Annotated in this window: 20 protein-coding genes and 1 pseudogene; 12 read left to right on the top strand and 9 right to left on the bottom strand. The window is 48.3% G+C overall.

The features are described 5' to 3' along the window. Positions 1-228: 228 nt before the first annotated feature. Genes KH703_RS03185 through panC form a run of 4 tightly spaced genes read right to left on the bottom strand, consistent with a single transcriptional unit; the run spans position 229 to position 4,241 of the window. Positions 229-885, bottom strand: a complete 657-nt coding sequence (locus tag KH703_RS03185) for a metallophosphoesterase (protein ID WP_304294075.1) — start codon at positions 883-885, stop codon at positions 229-231. Continuing rightward, a complete protein-coding gene (gene tilS / locus KH703_RS03180; RefSeq protein WP_304294074.1) occupies positions 882-1,883 on the bottom strand; it encodes a tRNA lysidine(34) synthetase TilS in 1,002 nt (333 codons plus the stop codon). The genes KH703_RS03185 and tilS overlap by 4 nt, the downstream gene beginning before the upstream one ends. Then, positions 1,880-3,418 (bottom strand): MiaB/RimO family radical SAM methylthiotransferase, encoded by a 1,539-nt coding sequence (locus KH703_RS03175; protein WP_304294072.1) that lies wholly within the window; start codon positions 3,416-3,418, stop codon positions 1,880-1,882. The genes tilS and KH703_RS03175 overlap by 4 nt, the downstream gene beginning before the upstream one ends. 1 nt (position 3,419) lies before the next feature. After that, positions 3,420-4,241: a pantoate--beta-alanine ligase gene (gene panC / locus KH703_RS03170; protein WP_304294070.1), complete on the bottom strand. Its 822-nt coding sequence runs from the start codon at positions 4,239-4,241 to the stop codon at positions 3,420-3,422. A 121-nt stretch (positions 4,242-4,362) separates the two neighbouring features. On the opposite strand from panC, the gene prfB reads away from it, so the two are divergent. From prfB to KH703_RS03155, 3 genes are read left to right on the top strand one after another with little or no spacing between them, the layout of a single operon-like run. Next, entirely contained in the window at positions 4,363-5,460 is a 1,098-nt protein-coding gene (gene prfB / locus KH703_RS03165; protein WP_304294068.1) for a peptide chain release factor 2, read from the top strand. A gap of 22 nt (positions 5,461-5,482) precedes the next feature. After that, positions 5,483-5,818, top strand: coding sequence for a type II secretion system protein (locus KH703_RS03160; RefSeq protein WP_298052548.1), 336 nt, complete (start codon positions 5,483-5,485; stop codon positions 5,816-5,818). Between the two features lie 10 nt (positions 5,819-5,828). Next, positions 5,829-6,266, top strand: a complete 438-nt coding sequence (locus KH703_RS03155) for a hypothetical protein (protein WP_297883328.1) — start codon at positions 5,829-5,831, stop codon at positions 6,264-6,266. Between the two features lie 177 nt (positions 6,267-6,443). Here the strand turns inward: KH703_RS03155 and KH703_RS03150 are convergent, their stop codons facing one another. Then, the gene (locus KH703_RS03150; protein WP_304294063.1) at positions 6,444-6,842 is read right to left on the bottom strand and encodes a hypothetical protein; all 399 of its coding nucleotides are present in this window, start codon (positions 6,840-6,842) and stop codon (positions 6,444-6,446) included. Positions 6,843-7,328: 486 nt separating this feature from the next. On the opposite strand from KH703_RS03150, the pseudogene KH703_RS10035 reads away from it, so the two are divergent. Further along, a pseudogene (locus KH703_RS10035) lies at positions 7,329-7,478 on the top strand (hypothetical protein); the annotation flags it as partial. Positions 7,479-7,555: 77 nt separating this feature from the next. Here the strand turns inward: KH703_RS10035 and uvrA are convergent. Next, a complete protein-coding gene (gene uvrA, locus KH703_RS03140; protein WP_304294059.1) occupies positions 7,556-10,402 on the bottom strand; it encodes an excinuclease ABC subunit UvrA in 2,847 nt (948 codons plus the stop codon). Between the two features lie 75 nt (positions 10,403-10,477). Here uvrA and KH703_RS03135 point away from each other — a divergent pair, with 75 nt between their 5' ends. The 8 genes from KH703_RS03135 to KH703_RS03100 all read left to right on the top strand — a co-directional run bounded on the left by KH703_RS03135 (position 10,478) and on the right by KH703_RS03100 (position 18,087). Further along, a complete protein-coding gene (locus KH703_RS03135) occupies positions 10,478-11,644 on the top strand; it encodes a hypothetical protein (protein WP_304294057.1) in 1,167 nt (388 codons plus the stop codon). Between the two features lie 97 nt (positions 11,645-11,741). Continuing rightward, positions 11,742-12,221 carry a hypothetical protein gene (locus tag KH703_RS03130; RefSeq protein WP_304294055.1) on the top strand — a complete coding sequence of 160 codons (480 nt, stop codon included), beginning with the start codon at positions 11,742-11,744 and terminating at the stop codon, positions 12,219-12,221. Between the two features lie 73 nt (positions 12,222-12,294). After that, a complete protein-coding gene (locus KH703_RS03125) occupies positions 12,295-13,569 on the top strand; it encodes a spore photoproduct lyase family protein (protein WP_304294054.1) in 1,275 nt (424 codons plus the stop codon). A gap of 370 nt (positions 13,570-13,939) precedes the next feature. Beyond that, positions 13,940-14,608, top strand: a complete 669-nt coding sequence (locus tag KH703_RS03120) for an SDR family oxidoreductase (RefSeq protein WP_304294052.1) — start codon at positions 13,940-13,942, stop codon at positions 14,606-14,608. Then, positions 14,595-15,098 (top strand): hypothetical protein, encoded by a 504-nt coding sequence (locus KH703_RS03115; RefSeq protein ID WP_304294050.1) that lies wholly within the window; start codon positions 14,595-14,597, stop codon positions 15,096-15,098. Before KH703_RS03120 ends, KH703_RS03115 begins: the two co-directional genes overlap by 14 nt. Continuing rightward, positions 15,085-16,143, top strand: a complete 1,059-nt coding sequence (locus KH703_RS03110) for a hypothetical protein (protein ID WP_304294048.1) — start codon at positions 15,085-15,087, stop codon at positions 16,141-16,143. Before KH703_RS03115 ends, KH703_RS03110 begins: the two co-directional genes overlap by 14 nt. A 100-nt stretch (positions 16,144-16,243) precedes the next feature. Then, entirely contained in the window at positions 16,244-17,356 is a 1,113-nt protein-coding gene (locus KH703_RS03105; RefSeq protein ID WP_304294046.1) for a hypothetical protein, read from the top strand. An 11-nt stretch (positions 17,357-17,367) separates the two neighbouring features. Beyond that, entirely contained in the window at positions 17,368-18,087 is a 720-nt protein-coding gene (locus tag KH703_RS03100) for a hypothetical protein (protein ID WP_304294045.1), read from the top strand. Positions 18,088-18,240: 153 nt separating this feature from the next. Here the strand turns inward: KH703_RS03100 and KH703_RS03095 are convergent, their stop codons facing one another. From KH703_RS03095 to galU, 3 genes are all read right to left on the bottom strand, one after another. Further along, positions 18,241-18,639: a VOC family protein gene (locus tag KH703_RS03095; protein WP_304294043.1), complete on the bottom strand. Its 399-nt coding sequence runs from the start codon at positions 18,637-18,639 to the stop codon at positions 18,241-18,243. 234 nt (positions 18,640-18,873) lie between these two features. Then, a complete protein-coding gene (locus KH703_RS03090; protein ID WP_304294041.1) occupies positions 18,874-20,136 on the bottom strand; it encodes a glucose-6-phosphate isomerase in 1,263 nt (420 codons plus the stop codon). Then, positions 20,123-20,959, bottom strand: a complete 837-nt coding sequence (galU, locus tag KH703_RS03085) for a UTP--glucose-1-phosphate uridylyltransferase GalU (protein ID WP_297948736.1) — start codon at positions 20,957-20,959, stop codon at positions 20,123-20,125. The genes KH703_RS03090 and galU overlap by 14 nt, the downstream gene beginning before the upstream one ends. Between the last annotated feature and the right edge of the window lie 4 nt (positions 20,960-20,963).

Genomic DNA, 20,963 nt, shown 5'->3' with positions numbered 1-20,963 from the left:
AAATATTTCGCTCCGCACCTAGGCAGAATTTTAAAATTTTATCTTTGCAAGATTGCGCTTGCTTGATACGATTTGGTTGCTCGTTCGCGGCTACGTTTTGTTAAATTTATCTCACGTTACATAATGGAATTTTGACTAGATAAAATCATCCGTATTTAAACGACTTGTTTTTAAATTTAAGCTAATTTGCCGCAAAGAGCCCGTCTTACGCCGTAAATTTTATCTTTTTCACAAATCCCGATTAATTTTGCGTAAAAAATTTTCTATCAAAGCCCGCCTTTGCTCCACATCGTCGTTCTCGCTAATGCCCTCTAGCTCACTTGCGTGATGGGCCTTAGGCGGGATATCTTTCAGATACGACCACACCTCGTCCTCGCTTAAAATTTTGCCGTGTAGATCAAAACCTACGTTTAGCGCTCTGCCCGAAACCTCAGCGATATCTGCGTGCAGGTGACCGTAGAGCATCAGCGCGCCATAATGGCAGTTTGCCCACTCGATCATCGGGTAGTGAGACAGAGCCGCTCTCTTATGCGATAGGCGCACAAAGGCATAGTCCACGATCTGCTCAAATATAAAATTGCCGTCCGCCTTGTGTTGGCTTAGCAGTTCGTTTTTCATCGCGGCGATGCGCCCGTCGTGGTTACCGAGCACTAAAAAATGTCGCCCGTTTAGTCTGCGAAGTAACTCGCAAGTGTGCGCAACATCCTTGTGAAAGGACACATCGCCGAGATTATAGACGAGATCCTCGGGCGTAACGAGCGCATTCCAAGCAGTGATGAGATTTTCATCCATTTCGGCTACGTTTGCGCCTTTTCTAAAATTTGGATATTTTTTCAGCACCAGCTCGTGGCCGAAGTGCAGATCGGAAGTAAAATAAACGCTCATAAAAGCTCCTCAAATAGCGCAAGATCCGCGCTCTCGGCAAATAAAAATCCGCGGTTTATCGACGGGATTTTTAAGGTGCGGCACGCTTCTTTAAATTTCTTATCCATCGCCGCTTTGATATATGGCGTTACGAGAATAAAGTTTTTGCCCGCCCCCACGGCTACCTTGCCGCCTAGCACACAGCCTGCGCTGTTTTCTAGGCAGCGCGCGCATTCGCTTCGCTGTGCCGAGCTTAGCACTAGTCCTAGCCGCTTGCACGCCTGATCTACGCCGCGAATCTCGCCCCGGCCGCGTTTTACTAGGTAAATTTTAGGTGCGGGATTAGAAATTTCGGGAGTTAAGCTTAACGCGTCGGCCGCCAAAAACTCAAAGCTCTTTTTTACGCCGACAAAGTATTCGTTTAAAAACGGCTCGCTAAATTTCGCGCGAATAAAGCCGCGTTTAAACCGGTCCGTCAAATTCGTCTCGTCGGTGAAGTATTTTAGGTTTCGCCCCTTTAAAAACCGCTCCAGTTCGCACTTTCGCACGCCTAGAAGCGGACGAGCGATCACGTAGTCCTCGCGGGACTCAAACTCCTGCATGCCAAGTAGCTCGCTAAGCCCTGCACCGCGCCCAAGCTGCATCAAAAACCACTCGAATTTATCGTCAAATTGATGCGCTAAGATCAAATTTTCATATCCCTGCTCGCGGCAAATTTGGCCAAAAAACTCATATCTAGCCGTGCGTGCCTCGTGCTCGAAATTCGACGCGCCCAGCCGCGCGCTTTTTACGTAGATTTGTTTGTTAAATTTGGCTGCCAAGTCCCGCGCCGAGGCGACCTCGTCCTTGCTCTGCGCGCGGACGTTGTAATCCACGATCGCAAGGTCAAATTTCACGCCTGCCTCGTCTAAAAGGTAAAAAAGCGCTGTACTGTCGACGCCGTGCGAAAAAGCAAGCAGATTTTTGCTAGCTCGCAGCAAGGCTAGAATTTTGCTTGGAATTTCAGGCGAGTTTTTCATTGTCCTTGCGAGCTTTTTAGTACTCGCGCGAGTAGCCTATCGCCCGCAAATTCCGTGATTTCGCACTCGTATAGACCGCCTGCTTTTAGATTTTGCACGTAGCTTTCGTTGATTAAAATCTCGCCGTCGATGTCCTTGTCCCATGCAAGAGGCTTGGCGCCGTAAAAAAACTCGCCCTCGCTGCTGGCGCCTTCGATTATTAGGGGCATCTTTTTGCCTACGAGCGCGCGCATGCTATTATCTATCGCCTCGCGCGTGATTTTTTCGATTTTATTTAGGCGGCGGCTAATTGTCCGCGCAGGGATCTGCGGCATCGCAAAGCTCGCCGTATCCTCCTCCTTGCTGTAAGCAAAAGCTGAAATTCTATCAAATTTAAACTCCTGCAAAAAGTTGCAAAGCTCGTCAAATTCGGCTTCACCTTCGCCCGGGTGCCCCACTATGATGCCCGTGCGGAGGAATGAATTAGGCGCTGCACACATTAAGCTTAAAAGCTCTTTGATCCGCGCCGCGCCTGCGCCGCGCTTCATCAAGCTTAGCATTTTGTCGTTTATGTGTTGAATCGGCATGTCGAAGTAGTTCGCAAAAACTGGTGAGCTCACGATCGTGCGGATGAGTCGCTCGTCGGTGCTGGTGGGGTAAAGATACAGCACGCGCGCGACCTTGACGCCCTTTATTTTTTCGATGCGTTTTATCAGCGCGACTAGATCGGTGCCCAAAGCATCGTTATTTTTGTCGTCCAAGTCCTTTTTGCGGACATTTTTACCGCAAGCGGTTTTGTCGTAAGCAGAAATTTCGTCTCCTGCGCTACCGCACAAGCCGTCGGAATTTTGTACATCGTAGGAGCCATCGGAATTCTGCCCGTCGCGAAAGAATGCGGAATTTAACTTATCGCGAGAGCCTTTAAAATTTGATCCGCCCTTGTTGCCACGTCTTAGATCGCGACCGTAGCTGCTAGAATCCTGCGCGATAAAGCTAAAATCGTAAAATCCGCGCGTCACTAAGCCGCGCACCTCCGCTTCGATGTCGTCTATACTACGGCTTTTTAGGCGACCTTTAAAGCTCGGAATAGCGCAGAAAGAGCACTTTTGATTACAGCCTTCCGAAATTTTAACGTAAGCATGGTAGTTTGAGCCCGTTATCACGCGCGAAGAGGTAAGCGCGGGGCTTTGCAGATAGGTTTGCGGGCTGAATAAATTCTGCTTTTTTAAAATCATCTCATCGATCTTGTCGTAGTCGCCCGTGCCGCTGAAAATATCAACCTCGGGCAGTTCGCGCATAAGCTCGTCCTTGTAGCGCTGCATCAGACAGCCCGTGACGACCAGCAGCGCGCCGCTTTTTTTCTGCTCGCTAAGTTTCAAAATCGTGCGGATACTCTCCTGCTTGGCGCTTGCTATGAAACCGCAGGTATTTACGATCATCACGTCCGCACTCGCAGGCTCATCCGTGAGCTCGTAGTTTTGCAAGCGCCCAAGCATGATCTCGGAGTCAACTAAATTCTTATTGCAGCCTAGAGAAACGAGATGGAGTTTTGCCATTTTACAGCCAGATATTATCGATAAGGCGGGTTGTGCCGACCTTTGCGGCAAGCAGGATTATCGTATCGCCTTGCTTGATCTGCGAAATTTCATTAAATTTATAATCCACGAACGCTATATAATCGACCGCCAGCGGCTCAAGCACGCTAAGCATCTTTTCGCGGATGATGTTTAGGCTGATCTCGCCTTTTTTAATAAGCGAGCTGGCGTTTAGCAAGGAGCGCGAAAGCTTAAGCGCCATAAGCTTTCCCTCCTCATCCAAATAGGCGTTACGCGAGCTAAGTGCCAAGCCGTCGCTCTCGCGCACGATCTCACAAGGGATGATACTTATAGGCATAAAAAAGCTCTTTACCATCTTCTGCACGATGAAAAGCTGCTGGGTGTCCTTTTTACCCATATAAACGTTGCTAGGACGAGTTAGATTAAAAAGCTTATTTAGCACCTTAAGTACGCCGTCGAAGTGCCCGGGGCGGCTCTTGCCCTCCAAAATTTCGCTTAACGGCTTAGGCGCGATAATGCCCGGCTCACAGGAGCCGTAAATTTCATCTACGCTCGGAATAAAAAGCGCGTTCACATCGAGGCTTTCGCAAATTTTAATATCGCCCGCTTCGTTTTTTGGGTAGCTATTTAGATCCTCGCCGGGCAAAAACTGCGCCGGATTGAGGAATGCCGAGACGATTACGATGTCGTTTTCGTTTCGCGCCCTTTTTATGAGGCTCGCATGCCCCGCGTGCAAAGCCCCCATCGTAGGCACGAAGCCCACGCTGCCGCTTGCCGCCGCTCTGAAGCTTTTTAGCTCCTCTACGCTTCTAATAATTTGCATTTTTTACTTCCATTTTTGAATTTTAAAGGCTGATTATAGCTCAAATTTGTTAAATTTCCATACGAAATTAAAAGGCATAAAAGCTTAACAACGATATAATTTCGCGAAAAAAGGTTGAGATTTGGATAATTACGAATATAGCGAACTTTTAAAAAGCTTAGACACCAAGATAAAAAATATCGAATCCATCGTGAAGCCAGCTCAGATCGAGACGCGATTAGCACGTATCGCGGATATTGAAGCGGACGAGAAATTCTGGGGCGACGTAAAGCTCGCCACGCAGATCGGGCGTGAAAAAACTAAAATTTCAAGTGTTTTGGCTAAATTTAAAAAGGCGAGAAACTCGCTTGCTGATACGCGTGAAATTTACGAGCTGGCTCTTAGCGAAGGCGACGAAGAGACGATAAATGATCTTTTTTCCGGTGCAGACGAGCTGAAGCGCGAAATTTCGGATCTAGAGCTAGCGATGATGCTAGGCGGCGAAAACGACGATAAAAACGCTATCGTCAGCATTCATCCGGGCGCGGGCGGTACGGAGAGCAACGACTGGGCGAGTATGCTATATCGCATGTATCTGCGCTTTTGCGAGCGAGAGGGCTTTAAGATCGAGGTTTTAGACTTTCAGGAGGGTGAGGAAGCTGGCCTTAAGGACGTTAGCTTCATCGTGCGCGGCGAGAACGCCTACGGATATCTGAAAGCCGAAAACGGCATCCATCGCCTGGTGCGCGTTAGCCCATTCGATAGTGCGGGGCGCAGACATACGAGCTTTTCGAGCGTGATGGTAAGCCCGGAGCTCAATGATGATATCGAGATAAATATCGAAGAGAAGGATATTCGCGTCGATGTGTTTCGCGCAAGCGGCGCAGGCGGGCAGCATATCAATAAAACCGAAAGCGCCGTGCGTATCACGCACATCCCGACGGGCATCGTAGTAAACTGCCAAAACGATAGAAGCCAGCACAAAAACAAAGAAACGGCGATGAAGGTGCTAAAGTCGCGCCTTTACGAGCTTGAGCTGATGAAACAGCGCGAGAAGGACGAGAACACGCCTAAGAGCGAGATCGGCTGGGGGCATCAGATCCGCTCCTACGTACTTTTCCCGTATCAACAGGTTAAGGATAACCGCAGCGGCGAGGCGTATAGCCAAACCGATGCGATTTTAGACGGCGATATAAAAAGCATAATCGAAGGCGTTTTGATTTCACAAGCGAACAGATAAATTTTTTTTCGAAAGGATGAGAATGAGTGAAGATGGAATTTTGCTAGCGCTAGGATATAGCGTAAACGACGCAACGGTCGCGCAGCTGCGAGGAATTTTATCGAAATGCGATTTTGAGGATAATGAGCTTGATCGCATTGTGGGGCTGAACGATAAGCTTAAAATTTACGGTGCGCACGTGGCGATGTCTAATTCAAACCCGTATTTTAAGATCAAAAACGACGCTACGAACGAGGAGCGCAAGACCGCTGTGGAGCAGATCATCAGCGCTTGGTCGGAAAAATTTAAGCTCAAACTGCAAAAGGTCGCGGGCAAAGAGACCTATTACGTTTTGGGTCGCCAAATTTCAAAAAATTAAGGAGCAAAATATGAAAAAAATTCTAGCTTTGATTGCCGCCGGAGTATTTTTGGCAGGCTGCGTTAGCAACGCGCCAAAGAGCGCAGTCGATGCGCCAAAGAGCGGCAAATATTCTTTCGCCGACGTTCAAGACGGTATCCGTGCGATGAACTTACAAGGCAGCGTCGTGCAAAGCGATGCGTGCAAAAACGGCAATGGCGCAATGTGTTTAAATTTTGCGGATTCTATGTATTCCAAGCGCGACTATGCTTCTGCTGCCAACGCCTATAACGCCGCTTGCACGCTCTCTCAAAACTTCCCTGCTTGCCAGAAGCTCGCAGCGATGTTTGAAAAAGGTGAAGGCGTGGAGCAAAATAAATTCAATGCCATTGACCTATACCGCATCTCGTGCTATTACGGCTACAAGGACGCGTGCGCAAATATGCGCCGCTTAGGATACAATGGCTAGCGTTTTTGGGATTTAAATTTTAAAATTCTATTTTAGATTTACTCGCTACGAATGAGCTGCTTTCAAATTCCATTCCGCCGTATCATGGGATGGAATTTGTTGCGTGAAATTCTGTTATCTAGCCGCAATAGCTAAAATTTTCCTTGCCTTCTCAATTTGCTTCCATAACATACGCCTTTAAAATTTAAATTTTCTAAATTCTATCTTTTCATTAAAAATCGACATCGTGCGTTGCAGGTTGCTTATATCTTTTTGCATAGTCTGCATAAAATAATCTCTCAGCTGCAGATACTCCTCTTTATTCGCCATCAAGATATTTAGTATCTCGACCTCAGCGTTTTCCTTATAAAGCACAAGCTGATCCTGAAGACCGAAAAAGCCGAGGCTACCGCTAAGCAGATGCATATAGGCTTTGGTAGTTAAAATGGAGAAACAAAAGGTAAAGATTATCGCCACGCCATTGATCGGCTCTCCCGTCGTATAGCAGCCGAGCAAAAACCAAAGAACAAGAAAGACCTTTATATAAATAGGTATTTTTTGTTTCCAGCTCCATCTCCAATCAAAGCTTAAAGCCATAGCGCCGATTGTATTTATCTCGAACGTTTTACGAATCTTATTTTTATTGTAATATAAAATTTATCGTTATAAAACACGAAGTATGCGCCGTCTCTATTTATAAAATTTGTTACGAATATTACCAAGACCAAAGGAAGGAGGCGAAACATTTTAATGTTTATGGGATTTACGATAGTGGCAAATGCAAGCGCTATTAACAAGCCTACCATAGTAGGAACTATGGAGTATTTCATATAGTCATAATAAGTATGATCTTTGAGGATTAGCGGATCTTTGTCGTAATCTCTAGCTTTGGGATTATGCTGCAAAGAGCCGCTGTCATCCGAGATAAAATTTTGCGGCTCTGCATTGTTTTCACAGGTAGAATTCTGATCCGCTTCGGCTTCTAAATTTAAAGCGTCAGGATCGGAATTTAGGGTTTCATAATTTGAAGCTTCGAAATTTGGAGCTCTAGAATTCAAGGATTCGGAATTCGAAGCTTCAAAATTTGAGCCTTCGGAATTCGGGGATTCAAAATTCAGGAATTCAGAATTCGAAACTTTAAAATTTGAGACTTCGGAATTTTTGGTTTCAGAATTTAGGACTTTAAAATTTTCGCCGTTAGAATTTTGTTCCAAGCCCCGCTTCGGCTCTTGATGCCGCTTTTGTAGTAGCCTTTTTAATTCCTCAAGCCTGCTTTGATCCATTCTTGCCCCCCCCCCCGATAAGGCGCTTTAACCTCGCTTATTTTTGCTCGCGCTCTTCATCGCCGTTAGCTCCTGCGCCAAAAATTCCCCCGTGTAGCTACCCGTCTTTTTGAAATCTTTTGCGAGCTTTTCTGGGGTGCCGCAAGCGACGATCTGTCCGCCGCCCTCGCCGCCCTCGGGCCCCATGTCGATGATATAATCGCAGTTTTTGATGACGTCCAGATTGTGCTCGATCACAAAGACGGAATTTCCCAGATCGACAAAATGGTGCAGCACCGCTACCAGGTGATCTACGTCTGCAAAATGTAGCCCCGTCGTGGGCTCGTCCAGGATATACAGCGTGTTGCCCGTGTCGGTGCGGCTTAGCTCTTTAGCGAGCTTGACGCGCTGTGCTTCGCCGCCGCTAAGCGTCGTGGCGGGTTGGCCTAACGAAACGTAGCCGAGCCCGACGTCCGCGAGCGTCTTTAGCTTTTGATAAATTTTAGGCACGGCTTTGAAAAACTCGAGCGCCTCGTCGATACTCATCGCCAAAACGTCGGCTATGCTTTTGTTTTTGTATAAAATTTCAAGCGTCTGCGCGTTGTATCTCGTGCCGTGGCAGACGTCGCAAACGACGCTGATATCGGGCAAAAAGTGCATCTCGATCGTGATCTCGCCCTCGCCCGCGCATTTTTCGCAGCGCCCGCCTTTGACGTTGAAGCTGAAGCGGCCGATCTTGTATCCGCGCAGCTGCGCTTCTTTTGTCGCGGCAAAAAGCGCGCGGATCTCGTCCATCACCCCCGTGTAGGTCGCGGGATTGCTGCGCGGGGTGCGTCCGATCGGGGTTTGATCCAGATAGATCACTTTATCTAGGCTCTCAAGCCCCGAAATTTTAGCGTCCTTTACCGCGTGCACCTTTTTGGCGCGATTTAGCTCCTCAAGTGCCGTCGGCAGGATGGTTTGCAGCACCAGCGAGCTCTTGCCGCTGCCGCTAACGCCCGTGATGCCGACTAAATTTCGCAGCGGAAATTTCGCGCAAAGGCCGTGGATATTATTGATATTTACGTTTTTGATACTTAGCCAAAGCTCCTGCTTGCGGTGCTTTTGGTAGTTTATCTCCTTTTGGTTATTCAGATACAGCGCGGTTTGCGTATTGCTTTTAAGCAGATGCGCGACGTCTCCTGCGAATACGACCTCGCCGCCTAGATTGCCAGCCCCGGGGCCAATATCTACGACGAAGTCCGCCGCCTCGATCGTTTTTTTATCGTGCTCAACGACGATTACGGAATTTCCCTTTTCTTGCAAGCTTCGCAGCGTCTTGATGAGCTTTTGCGTATCGCGCTCGTGAAGCCCGATGCTAGGCTCGTCAAGCACATACATCACGCCGCTAAGACCAGAGCCGATCTGGCTTGCGATACGGATACGCTGCGCTTCGCCGCCGCTGATGGTGCGCGCATCGCGCCCCAGCGTGAGGTATCCAAGCCCCACGTCCTTTAAGAAAAACAACCTTTCGTTGATCTCTTTTAGGATTGGCGCTGCGATCTGCGCGTCCTTTTCGCTTAAATTTGAAAACCGCTTCTCGTCGCTGAAAAATTCCACGCAGTCTGCGATGCTCATATTTATCACGTCGCCGATGCCCTTATCTGCGACCTTTACGGCTAGGCTTTCGGGGCGTAGGCGCAGCCCGCCGCAGTCGGGGCAGATTTTTTCGCTCATATAATCGTCCAGATCGCTTTCGTTTTTGAGCAGATCGTAGGCGTATTTGATCGCGCCCTCAAATTTGCGCGTGAGCTTGTGTTTTTTCCAGTAAAAATCGATCTCTTTGACGCTGCCGTAAAGGATCAGCTTTTTTTGCTCCTCGCTTAGATTTGCATATGGAATTTTAACGTTTATGCCGTTTGCTTCGCAAAATCCGAGCAAAAATTTATAATAATAGCTCTTGTTAAATCCCGACATCACCTTGATCGCGCCGCCTTCGATCGAGGCGTTTTCGTTGATGATCTTGCCTAGATCGAGGCTAAATTTTATCCCCAGCCCGTCGCAGCTCTCGCACGCGCCCTTTGGGGAGTTAAAACTAAACGCGAGCGGCTCGAGCGGCTTGAATGAAATTTTACAATCAAAGCACGCCATATGCTCGCTGTAGTGGATCAGGCTCTGCGCAAGCCCCAACTCGGCGGCGTTTGCGATCTCCACCTCAAGCTCGCCGAAGCTGAGCTTGAGTGCCTTTTCGACGTCGCTTGCGATACGGATGGAATTTTCCTCGTCGATGATCGTGCGGTCGATGATAACCTTGATCGAGTGCTTTTTCGTCTTGCTTAGCTCGATCTCTTCGTCCAGTCGTACCAGCACGCCGTCGATCTGAGCGCGCACGTAGCCCTGCTCGCGCAAGCTTTGTAGCATATCGGCGAAGCTGCCCTTTTTCTCGCGCACCAAGGGCGCGCCCAAGATCACCTTTGCGCCACGCGGCAGCTTCATAATCTCGGCGATGATGTCGCTGGAGCTCATCTTTGAGATCGGCTTGTCGCATTTGTGGCAGTGCTGCACCCCCACGCGCGCATATAAGAGGCGCAGATAGTCGTAAATTTCAGTGATCGTGCCGACCGTCGAGCGCGGGTTTTTCGACGTCGTTTTTTGATCGATCGCGATCGCAGGCGTCAGACCGTCGATCTTATCGACGTCGGGTTTGCCTACGCGGTCTAAAAACTGCCTCGCGTAGCTGCTTAGGCTCTCGACGTATCTGCGCTGCCCCTCGGCATATAGCGTATCAAACGCCAGCGTGCTCTTGCCGCTGCCGCTAAGGCCTGTAAAAACGACGAGTTTGTCCTTTGGAATTTGCAAATTTATATTTTTCAGATTGTGCTCGCGCGCGCCCGTGATGGTGATGAGATCGTTCATTTTCGCCCTTTTGTGCCAAATTAATCTTACATTATAGCTCAAATTGTTAAAATGCGGTTTTAACAAAGGCGGCAAATGATACTGATCTGTACGGCTTTGCGCTGCGAAGCTCAAGCGATAATCGAGAGTTTTAAACTTACGCGCGGCGGCGATCTGTTCGCAGGCGAGCAGATGCTTCTATACATCTGCGGCGTGAGGTTTGGGGCTAAATTTGAAGCGGGTGCTGCGAGCGGCATAGAAATAGAATTTAAGAGCGAACCCGGCGCAGAATTTGTTCGCAGTCCCGATACGGACGCAGAATTCGGGCGCGAGCTCTGCAAAGATCGGCGCGGCGCAGACGTAAAATTTAAGCATTCTTCGGATGCGGGCGCGCTCTGCGGCAGCGGCGCAAAAGCTGACTCCAGGCAAAATGCGACTGAAAATTTTAAAATTTTAGATCTTGGCTCCACGCGAAATTCAGAGCGCTTTGGTGAAATTTTACTTTCGCGGCGCGTGGACTTTGCGTTAAACATAGGCGTCTGCGGCTGCGCGGATAAAGGCGTGCAAATCGGCGAGGCGTTTTACTTTGACGACACGACAGCGCAGGAATTTTACGGCGAGGACGTATCGAAATTTTATCGCTCGCAGGTTGGGGAACACAGCGAGCAAGCTCTAAAATTTCAAAACGTTTGCGAGCAGAAATTTTATGGCGCGAGCTCGGACGGCAAGTTGCGGGCAAATTTAATCTGCGTAAGCGAGCCTAAAATTTTAAACGCAGCGGAGCGGACCGATGAGGCAAATATCGCAGCGATCGAGGCGTGCGGCGAGATAAACGCACAAACCCCAACGCAAGGAACGAATGGCGCAGCAAATACAAAAAATTTCACGCGCGATGCGACGCGGGCTGAAATACAAGGCGCAACGCAAGTTAAGGCGCAAAATTTAGCGAGCGCGAAGCCTGTGCAAATCGCGGTAGGTGAGTGCAGCGTCGCAACGAATACCGCAACGCGCGCAACACAAAATACGTCGTGCACGGCAAAAGACGCTACCCGCGGGTGCGCAAATCGCGGCATCAGGCTTTACGATATGGAGAGCGCGCTTTTTGTGAACGCTTGCGAGCGCGCGGGCGTGCCGTGGGCGATGATGAAGATCGTAAGCGATCATTTGGGCGGCGAACGGCTTTGCAAAAGCTTCGTCTATGAGCTTGTAAAGGCGCACCTGCCGCAAATCCGTGCCGCGATAAAGAGCAAATTTAACTACTAAAGCGTATGCAAAAAACCGAGCCGAGAGATGAAATTTTGGCTTCATACGCCAAATACGTCGCGGAATTTGAAGGTATTGCAAAGTCACAGGAGAAACGATGAAAATAAAAGGCTCTTATCTATGTTTCGCCCTCTTGGCGTGCGTGTGCGTCGCGGCCTGCGCGTATGCCGTGGCGGATTTGCTCGCGGATCCGCCCTTATTGGTCTTTTTAGCTCTTTTGCTAGTATTTTTCTGCATCGGGCTATGGCTAAAAGACGCTCTAGTAGGCGTGCGCTACCTATTTTACTGCGTCTGCGTGCAGCTACTTTTTGCAGCGGCCATATTCGCCGTTCATAAATTCCCTGCCATGGCGCAGTTTGTGCGCAGTGCCGAGATAGGCATCGGCGGCGCGGGCATACCGCTAGGTATCGCTCTGCTCGTGCTGCCCGCGTTTTTCTGTGCTCTGCCGTATTACTACCGAACTGGCGTCAAAAAAATCCCGCAAAAGTTTGCGCTCGGCGGAATTTTGATCCTAAACGTCGCTATTACGCTAGCTTATGCCTTCTATTTCGAGCGACTATTCTATAGCGCGATCTGAAATTTCAACGATTTTCAGTGATGGCGCGCGAAATTTAAGTATAATTTGCAAAATTTAAACGAAGCGGAGCAAGATGACGGAGGCGAAAAAGGAGCTGGGCGCGCATTTTGGCGTGAATCTGAGCGAGCGATCGAGCGCGTTTTTGGGCGCGCTATTTGAGAAATTTCACTTTTCATTTCAGCAACGAAAGCAGCTTGCGGAGTTTGCGAGCGATTTTGAGGCGTGGGACGAGACACCCGTTTATGAGCTGCTTGCAGACGGGCAGTGCGAGCTAAATTTTAATAAAGCCAAATTTAATAAAACAGGGAAAGTCCCAAACGGCGAGCAAATTTTTAATTTCGTGCGCGAAGCCTGGCTTGAGCTAAAGTCGCGCCCGCACTCGTACGCGAGCTTCAAAAGCGATTACGCGCCGAAAAAATTTGAAATTTCCTCCTTTCGCGCAGATCGCATAGCTTTGGGGCGCTGTCCGGTGGCGAGCGAAAACACCCGCTGCTGCAATCTGCTGACGCTCGATGCCGTTAATTCGTGCGGCTTTGACTGCTCCTATTGCGCGATCGGCTCATTTTACAAGCAGGGGAAAATCGGCTTTGACGAGAATTTCGCGGCAAATTTAGCGCGCCTGCGGCTCGATCCCGCGCGCAGCTACCACATCGGCACGGGGCAGAGCTCCGACTCGCTCATGTGGGGCGATCGCTTCGGCATTTTAAGCGCGCTAACGGACTTTGCGGCGCGGCATGAAAACGTGATTTTGGAGCTTAAAAGCAAGTCGAACAACATCCGGTTTTTCCTGCAGTGCGAGATCCCGCGCAACCTCATCGTCACCTTCTCGCTAAATACCCCCGCGATCATAGCGAACGAGGAGCATCTAAGCGCGAGCCTGGATGCGCGGCTGGCGGCAGCCGAAGCGCTCGCGGCGCGCGGCATTTTGGTGGGCTTTCACTTCCACCCGATGGTTTGGTACGAGGGGTGGCAAAACGATTACGGCGCGGTTTTTGAGCGGCTGCTGCGCAGCTTCGATCCAAGCAATGTTGCAATGGTCTCGCTCGGCACGCTTACCTTCATCAAACCCGTCGTAAAAAAGCTGCGCTCTCGCGGGCTACGGAGCAAAATTCTGCAGATGCCACTTGCAGACGCGAACGGCAAGCTGTCTTATCCGCTGCAGATCAAGCGCGAGCTTTTCAAATTTGCCGCGGACGCGCTTTCGCCGTGGCGCGAGCGAGTGTTTTTCTACCTCTGCATGGAGGATGCGAGCCTGTGGCGCGAGGTTTTGGGGCACGAGTACGAAAGCAACGACGCGTTTGAGGAGGCGATGAAGGCAGCGTATTTCGCAAAGATACGGCAGTGCTAGACGCGCTGTTTGTCGCAGATGTCGCGGCCTGTATCGGCTCGCATGCGGCACTGAGAATACGGCGTGAAATTTAGCGGCGAGCGAGCGATTAAAATTTAGCGGCACGCCCGGCTTTATAAAATTAAATTTTATAAATCGTGCGGGGCGGGCACAGCGAGCGTCGATGAAATTTTACAAAGCGGCGGCGCAGCAAAACGCCCGCGGGCTAAATTTAAAATTTTACCCGGCGCAGGTCGCGGTGCGGATTGTTTAAGTTGCACAAATTTAGTGGCAGATACGGCGCGAACAAAGAAAATTTTAGCGTAGGAAAATTTACTCGGTGCGCGAAATTTAACGCGCCGAAGCGGCATGAAAATTTAAAGGAGAAAAGATGAAAGCATTGATCACGGGCGCAAGCGGCGGTATCGGCAGCGCGGTTGCGGAGCTTTTGCGACAAAACGGCTATGAAATTTTAACGCTAGCCTCGCGCTTTGAGGATACGGACGCGCTAGCGAAGGAGTGCTGCGCGCTAGCCGTAGCGTGTGAGATTGACGCGCTGATTTTATGCGCGGGTACGGCGAAATTTGCGCCGCTTGAGGCGATGAGCGAGAGCGAAATTTTAAAAATTTTAAACGTAAATCTTGCCGCAAACATCATCATTACGCGCGCGCTTTTGCCGAATTTAAAGCGCAACCGCGCCCATATCATCGGCATTAGCTCGATCGAGGCGCTGCGGGCGAGCCGCTTTAGCGCGGTTTATAGCGCGAGCAAGGCGGGGCTGCGGGCGTTTCTGCTCTGTCTTTTCGAGGAGGCGCGCAAGCAGATCAGAGTAAGCTGCATCAACCCTGACATCACCAAAACGCCGTTTTACGAGGATTTGAGCTTCGAGCCTGCAGATGATGAGGCGAGCTTCGTGGACGCGGGAGAGATCGCAAATTTTACGCTGCAAATTCTGCGCACGAAGTCCAATGTAAGCGAGTTTACGATCCGTCCGCAAATCGTAAATCTGCGGAAAAAATCAAAATTTAATCGCGAAGGAGACGAGCTTGAAAATCGGTAAAAGTCATGTTTTTGTGCTAGCTGTGGCGCTTATTATTATTTATGCCGCGTTTGTAAGCGGTAGCGGCGGGTATTGTAGCGCGAGAGAATTTTTTTCAGGCAGGCACGACGAAGAGGATGACGCTTGCATCGCCAAGCTGATAAAGCGCGCGGACGCGGGTAATATATATGCGGCAAATCGGCTAAGATATCCGCACGAGGCGTATATCAAGCGCACATGCAAAAAGGAAGTGGAAAGCTTGGGTGAGCGAGAAAGATATTATTTCGAGCGTTTAGGTGTAGATCGTTGCGAAGCTCCAAATTTTAAAGGCGGCGAAACAAATACGACAAGTAGCGGCGGTAATTTAGCGCGAGACGATACGAACGCAACGGACGGCGGAAATTTAACGCGCGTCGAGGCAAACAACGGCGAATCCGACACTATGGGCAACAAGGCGAGCTCGATAAAGCACGAAGGAAATTCTACGGAAGAGCAAAATGCTGGGCGATGAAAATTTAGAAAAATTTTTCTCAAAAATCGACGCAGCGGAGTTTGGAATTTCGGCGGGCTCAAAGCTTGCTTCAAAAAATCATAAACTTGCAGGAAGCGCGAGAGACGGGAGCGGCGACAAGCCTTTAAAATCACAAGACGGCGCGGAATTTTGCGACGGACAGTCATATTCTAACGGCGCGCAGCAAGCTGAAATTTTAAAATTTAATGCCGAGCCGCCGTTTGATGCCGAGCAAGTGCGTCTTGATACGGAGCAAGCACACTTAAAATTTAACGTCCGTCCATCGCAGTCGGAGCCGGGCGTCAGACAAGCGCTTGCGTTCGGTGATGAGCCGCCGCAGGCTCAGTTCGACGCCGAGCGAGCACAGGCAAAGATACAAAATTTCATGCGCGATCTGCTGCAAAACTATGTGCTTTGCGTAAGCGGCGCGGAATTCGCCTTCGCGGAGATCGAGGCGTATTTCACGGGCGCGGATCGCAACACCTACAAGCGCATATCGCGGGCGGGCGAGATATTTTTTCACAATTTCGGCTTTGACATTTCGTTTCGCAGCGTCCCGCAAAGTGGCGGCGGGATTTTGGTGCGAAGCCTGCGCGTCCTAAGCGGCGCAGAGCTTTTGGCGGGCGGCTTATCGGGTTTGACGGGCTACTTACCCGGCTCGGCAGGCGGCTTGCACGGCTTGGCGGAGAGCGGCCAGCTCGGCTCTGCCGTTGCCACGCTTATACAAAACGGCGATTTTATCGCGGGTCCGCGCAAATGCATGGGTAAAATTTTAAATCTGCAAACGCAAAATTTAAACTTCTCTTTAAAGCGTGTGCCGCAAATAACGCATGCAGCGGGCTTTAGCAACCGAATCCGACGAGGTGAGATCGCAAATGAAGTGAATTTCGGTACAAGCGCTAGCTGTGCGACGGGTACAGCGGCTGCGGCGAGGCTTGCGAATGAGCCGCGCAGGCTTACTAGCGAGGAGTTTGAGGCATATCTGAGCGCGGGCTGCGCTGCCGCGAAAACATATAAAAAATCGCTACAAAGATACGAGGGCTAAATTTTGATCAAACGGCGCACAGCGGGCGAGCGGTAAAATTTACTGAGCTTTAAGCGGCGAGGGTATAAAATGGCGCGTCCAAAATTTAAAGGCAGCAAAAATGGATCAAGGCAGGCTTGAGGAATTAAAAAGGCTACTACAAAAGCGGCATCAAGAGCCGAAGCTGGGCTTGGTACAAAATTCTAACGGCGAAAATTTTAAAGTCCCGAATTCTGAAATCCAGAATTCCGAAGCCTCTAATTTTGAAGTTTCGAATTTTGAATTCATGAATTCTGAACCTCCGAATTCCGAAATCTTAAATTCTAAATCCCTGAATTATAAATCTTCAAATTCCGAAGCTTCAAATTCTGAAACCATAAATTCCGATCCTGGCGCTTTAAATTTAAAAGCCGAATTAGAAGCCGAAGCGGCTCAGAATTCTGCCTGTGAAAACAGCGCAGAGCCGCAAAATTCTATCTCAGATGATAGCGGCGCCTTACCGCAGAATTCTAAAGCAAGGGATTACGACAAAGAGCCAATAATAGTAAAAAATTATGAGAGGCTACTAATATCTACAATTACATTTTTATACGCGCCTATGATTTTGGGCGGATATATTCTAAGCATATGGGATTTAATTTTTCCAAAACGCCATATATCGATGATGGAAATAAGCTCTAGCGTTATATTTGGAATTTTTATAGCGATAGTATTGAGACTTATTTATAACAGCTGTGTAAGCAATAATAATTGCAAAATCTACTTTATGAATAATTCTATAGATTTCTATAACAACGGCGAGCTTGAGAGAAGGACGAACAATATTCATTTAAATTATGTGATAAGCAGACCATTTTGGGGGTATTGCAACGATGATAAGATTCGTCGCCTCATTTATAATATTATTATAATTTTTTCTATTGCAGCACTATCGTTTCTATCATCGCAAATTTTATTATTCTTCATTTTTTCAATACTTTCTGCAATCTTTTTGAAAATATTTTTTCACTTTTTAATTGTAGGCAATTTTAAGAATTTTTCATTCTTTTCTGCAATCGTAGTGGATTATCCGTACTATGAGCAGGAAAATACTTATTATTTAAGCTCTATTTTATCGGCAAAAAATTATTTAGTTTGCGTATATGGTGCGGAAAGGCTAAACGAGATAAAAGAATGGTTTTTGATTAGAAAACATATCGATATTGATAAAATAGAAAAATATTATCTTAGCTAAAGCGGGCGGTTATGGATGCAAGAAACAAAGAAGCTAGGGTTAGAGATTACGACAAAGAGCCGATAGTTATAAAAAAGCTAGACGATCTGTTTTGGCTGATAGCTCTTGGAATTTTGTTAATTTGTTCTTTGATACAGAATTTGGACGGCGAGTATAAATTTAGGTTTTATATGAAAATATTACTAGGTTATGGCACCGCATTTTTCCTTATATACGCGGCAAACTTTATAAATAGCAAAAAAACGATAACCTTTATGAAGGACAAAATAGAATTTAAAAATAAAACAAAATGCGAAAAAGAGATGGCGTTAAAAAATATCTCCGTTTACAGATATGCTTATATGATTCCCAATTTTGCGCCCTTTGATGTGAAAATTGAATTTTGTGTTTTAGTTTTATTTATAATGATCGTCGTGGCATTATACAACTTTAAATTTTATATGTTTATTTTTATAATTATGGGCTTGTCGCTTATGCCTATTATTAAATTTCTCTGCTATATTCTATTTGAAAGAACCGCTAGGTTCTTGCTTTGTGATAAATTACTGATATGCAACGGTTTCGATTCCGAAGTATTTACGATCAATAATAAAAAGGAGTTTGGCAAGCTGCAAAAATATTTCTTGGATACGCTAAATATAGATATTGCAGAGGGATATTTATTTTGGAAACCGCCTTATGATATCGCAAAAATAATAGTGAATAAAATGAACAAATTTATGAAATTCTAAAAACAAAAGATAAGGTTTCAAAAATATATAAACGATACATAATTAGCATGTCGAGGGATAAGTAATTTAATCCGCAGAATATTGATCTTTAATGAAAGATAGAATTTAGAAAATTTAAATTTTAACGTTCCGCTTGAAATTTTATCTCAAAATTTACGCGCTATCATCGCTGCCTTCATATACGCCGAGCTCTACGAGATTGCCGTCAGGATCGCGCAGATAGATACTTTGCATAGCGCCGCGCGCGCCGTTGCGAGGTACGACGCCAAGCTCTATTTGCGCTCCTTTGCTTTCCAGCTCCGTTTTGAGCTGCTGTGCGCTTTGATCTTCGCAGATGAGGCAAAAGTCCGCTGAGCCTGCGCTAGGACGCGCCGCAAACGGCGCGAACTCGCCCGCGCGAGTGTGGATGTTGATCTTTGAGGAGCCGAAACGCAGGCTGTGTTTGTCGCCCTCGCAAACGTGCTCTAGCCCCAGAATTCCTTCGTAAAATTCCACGCATTTTTGCAGATCGCCCGTAACTAGTACAAAGTGATCGATTTCTGTGATTTTCATTTTGCCTCCTTGTGCGCTCGCAAGTCGTAAAATTTTTAAGCCTCGCGGTACAATTTTGGAATTTTACCGTGAAATTTTGCGAAAAAATTCCAAATGCTCGTAGCGCGAAATCAAAATTTCGCGGCGCCAATTTTAAAATTCTAAAATTTAGCCTAAGCAAAATAGGGTGCGAGTAGAGCCTGGCTTTAGTAAAATTTGACCCAGCGAAATTCCGTCTAGCTAGCGCCGCAAATTCTAATCTCGCGATTTCAAAACTAGCGATTTTAAAATTCTCTTACCTACCTCGACGCCCGGCTGATCGTAAGTGGTGACGCCCAGTATCGCTCCAGTAGCGCTGGTTAGCAGCTCGAAGTAGTAAAATAGCTCGCCCACGCTCTGTTCACTAAGCCGCGAAACCTCGATGAGATCGACGCTTATACCCTCATTTAGTACGGCTTGCAGCGTAGCATCGCACTGAAGATTTAGCACCTCATCCAGTCGCATGCCGTTTACGAAGTCACAGCCCTCAAGACCTTGCAGACTGATACCGGGCACCGCATCCGCAGTGCCGTTGTCCGTGAGCTTTAAGAAAGTCACGGTCTTATCCTTTACGCCGTCCATTATGAGCTGAAGGAAGCTGTGCTGATCGCGCGAGCCTACAAGCCCCACAGGAGTAAGCCCCTCGCGGCTAAAGCCGATCTTTTTACCTAGGCTTTCCGCCCATAGCTGCACGTACCACTCGCCCAATGCGCGCAGCGCATCGCCATAGCTAAAAAGGACGTTAATTTTCGCACTTTTGTGCGTGGCGTAGTGATGGGCTTTTCGTAGAATTTTATTCTCCGCGATTTTAGCGGGATCGCCTGCTAAAATTTCATCCAGATACCGCTCTTTTGCGGCGGCAGCTCCGCGTAGCATCGCGCTTGCATCAAGGCCTAGCCCAACTGCGGGCACTAGCCCTACCGCACTTAACACGCTAAAACGACCGCCTACGTTAGCGGGCATATTTATCACGCAGGCGCCGTGCTCGCGCGCGAAGACATCCAGCGGCGAGCCTGCATCGGTGATGAAGATGAAATTTTTTGCTAGCGTCTTTAAATCTGAAATTCCAAAACGCTGCAAAACGACCTTAAAAAGCGAGATCGTCTCAATCGTGCCGCCTGATTTGGACGATACGATAAAGATCGTGCGAGCAAAATTTAGTCCTTCGAGCGCGTGACGCACGCTAAAAGCGTCTAAATTATCTAAAATTTCAAAGCGCAAATTCTTTCTTACGCGCGGACGCAGCATCTCATAAAGCGCCCGCACGCCAACGCTGGAACCCCCGATGCCCAAAAGCACGACCCCGTCGTAGCTTCGCGCGCTAAAAAATTCCTCCGCCCGCGCTATTTCGTCTGCGCCTTGCTGCGGCAGGCGGTAGTAGCCTACCTCGCCGCTTTCGTATTCGGCGCGGATCTTTGCCGCTACCTCTTCTAGCGCGCCCTCTTTTGCCGGCGGGAAAAACAGCTCATTTTTTACCATCGCCGAATTCTCGCTCGTAGAAATATTTGATCGCCTCCACGTAGCCTTTTACCGAGCCGCAGTCGAAGCGAGTGCCTTTAAATTTATACGCGATCACCACGCCGTTTTGAGCCTGTTTTAAAAGCGCGTCAGTGATCTGCACCTCGCCGTTTTTACCCGGCGCCGTCTGCTCGATGAGATCGAAAATATTAGGCGTTAGGATGTAGCGCCCGATGATGGCTAAGCTCGACGGAGCCTCGCTAGCCTCGGGCTTTTCGATCATATCCGAGACCATTATCAGATCGTCGCTGATACTCTTTCCTGCGATGATGCCGTATTTGTTTACGTCTTGCGGCGGCACCTCCATTACCGCAACGACGCTGCAGCGGTATTTTTCGTAAATTTTAACCATCTGCGCAAGCACGCCCTCGCCGTTTTCGTTCACGCATAGATCGTCTGCAAGCACCACACCGAAAGGCTCGTCGCGGATTAAAATTTTACCCGTATAAATCGCGTTACCGAGCCCCTTCATCTGCTCTTGGCGCGTGAAAGAGAAGGTGCAGCGCTTCATAAGCGCTCTGATCTCGTCGAGCAGATACTCCTTGCTACTGCCTGAAATTTGATCCTCCAGCTCGTAGCTGCGGTCAAAATAATCCTCCAGCGCGCGTTTGCCGCGACCCGTGACGAAGGCCATATTGTCCATGCCCGCCTCCAGCGCCTCGTCCACGCCGTAGTGAATGAGCGGCTTGGTAAGGATCGGAAGCATCTCTTTTGGTAGTGATTTGGTCGCGGGCAAAAAGCGCGTGCCGTAGCCCGCCGCGGGAAATAAACAAGTCTGGATCATGAAG

Source organism: Campylobacter gracilis, assembly GCF_018374135.1.
GTDB lineage: Bacteria > Campylobacterota > Campylobacteria > Campylobacterales > Campylobacteraceae > Campylobacter_B > Campylobacter_B gracilis_A.
This window is presented reverse-complemented; position numbering and strand designations above follow the sequence as displayed.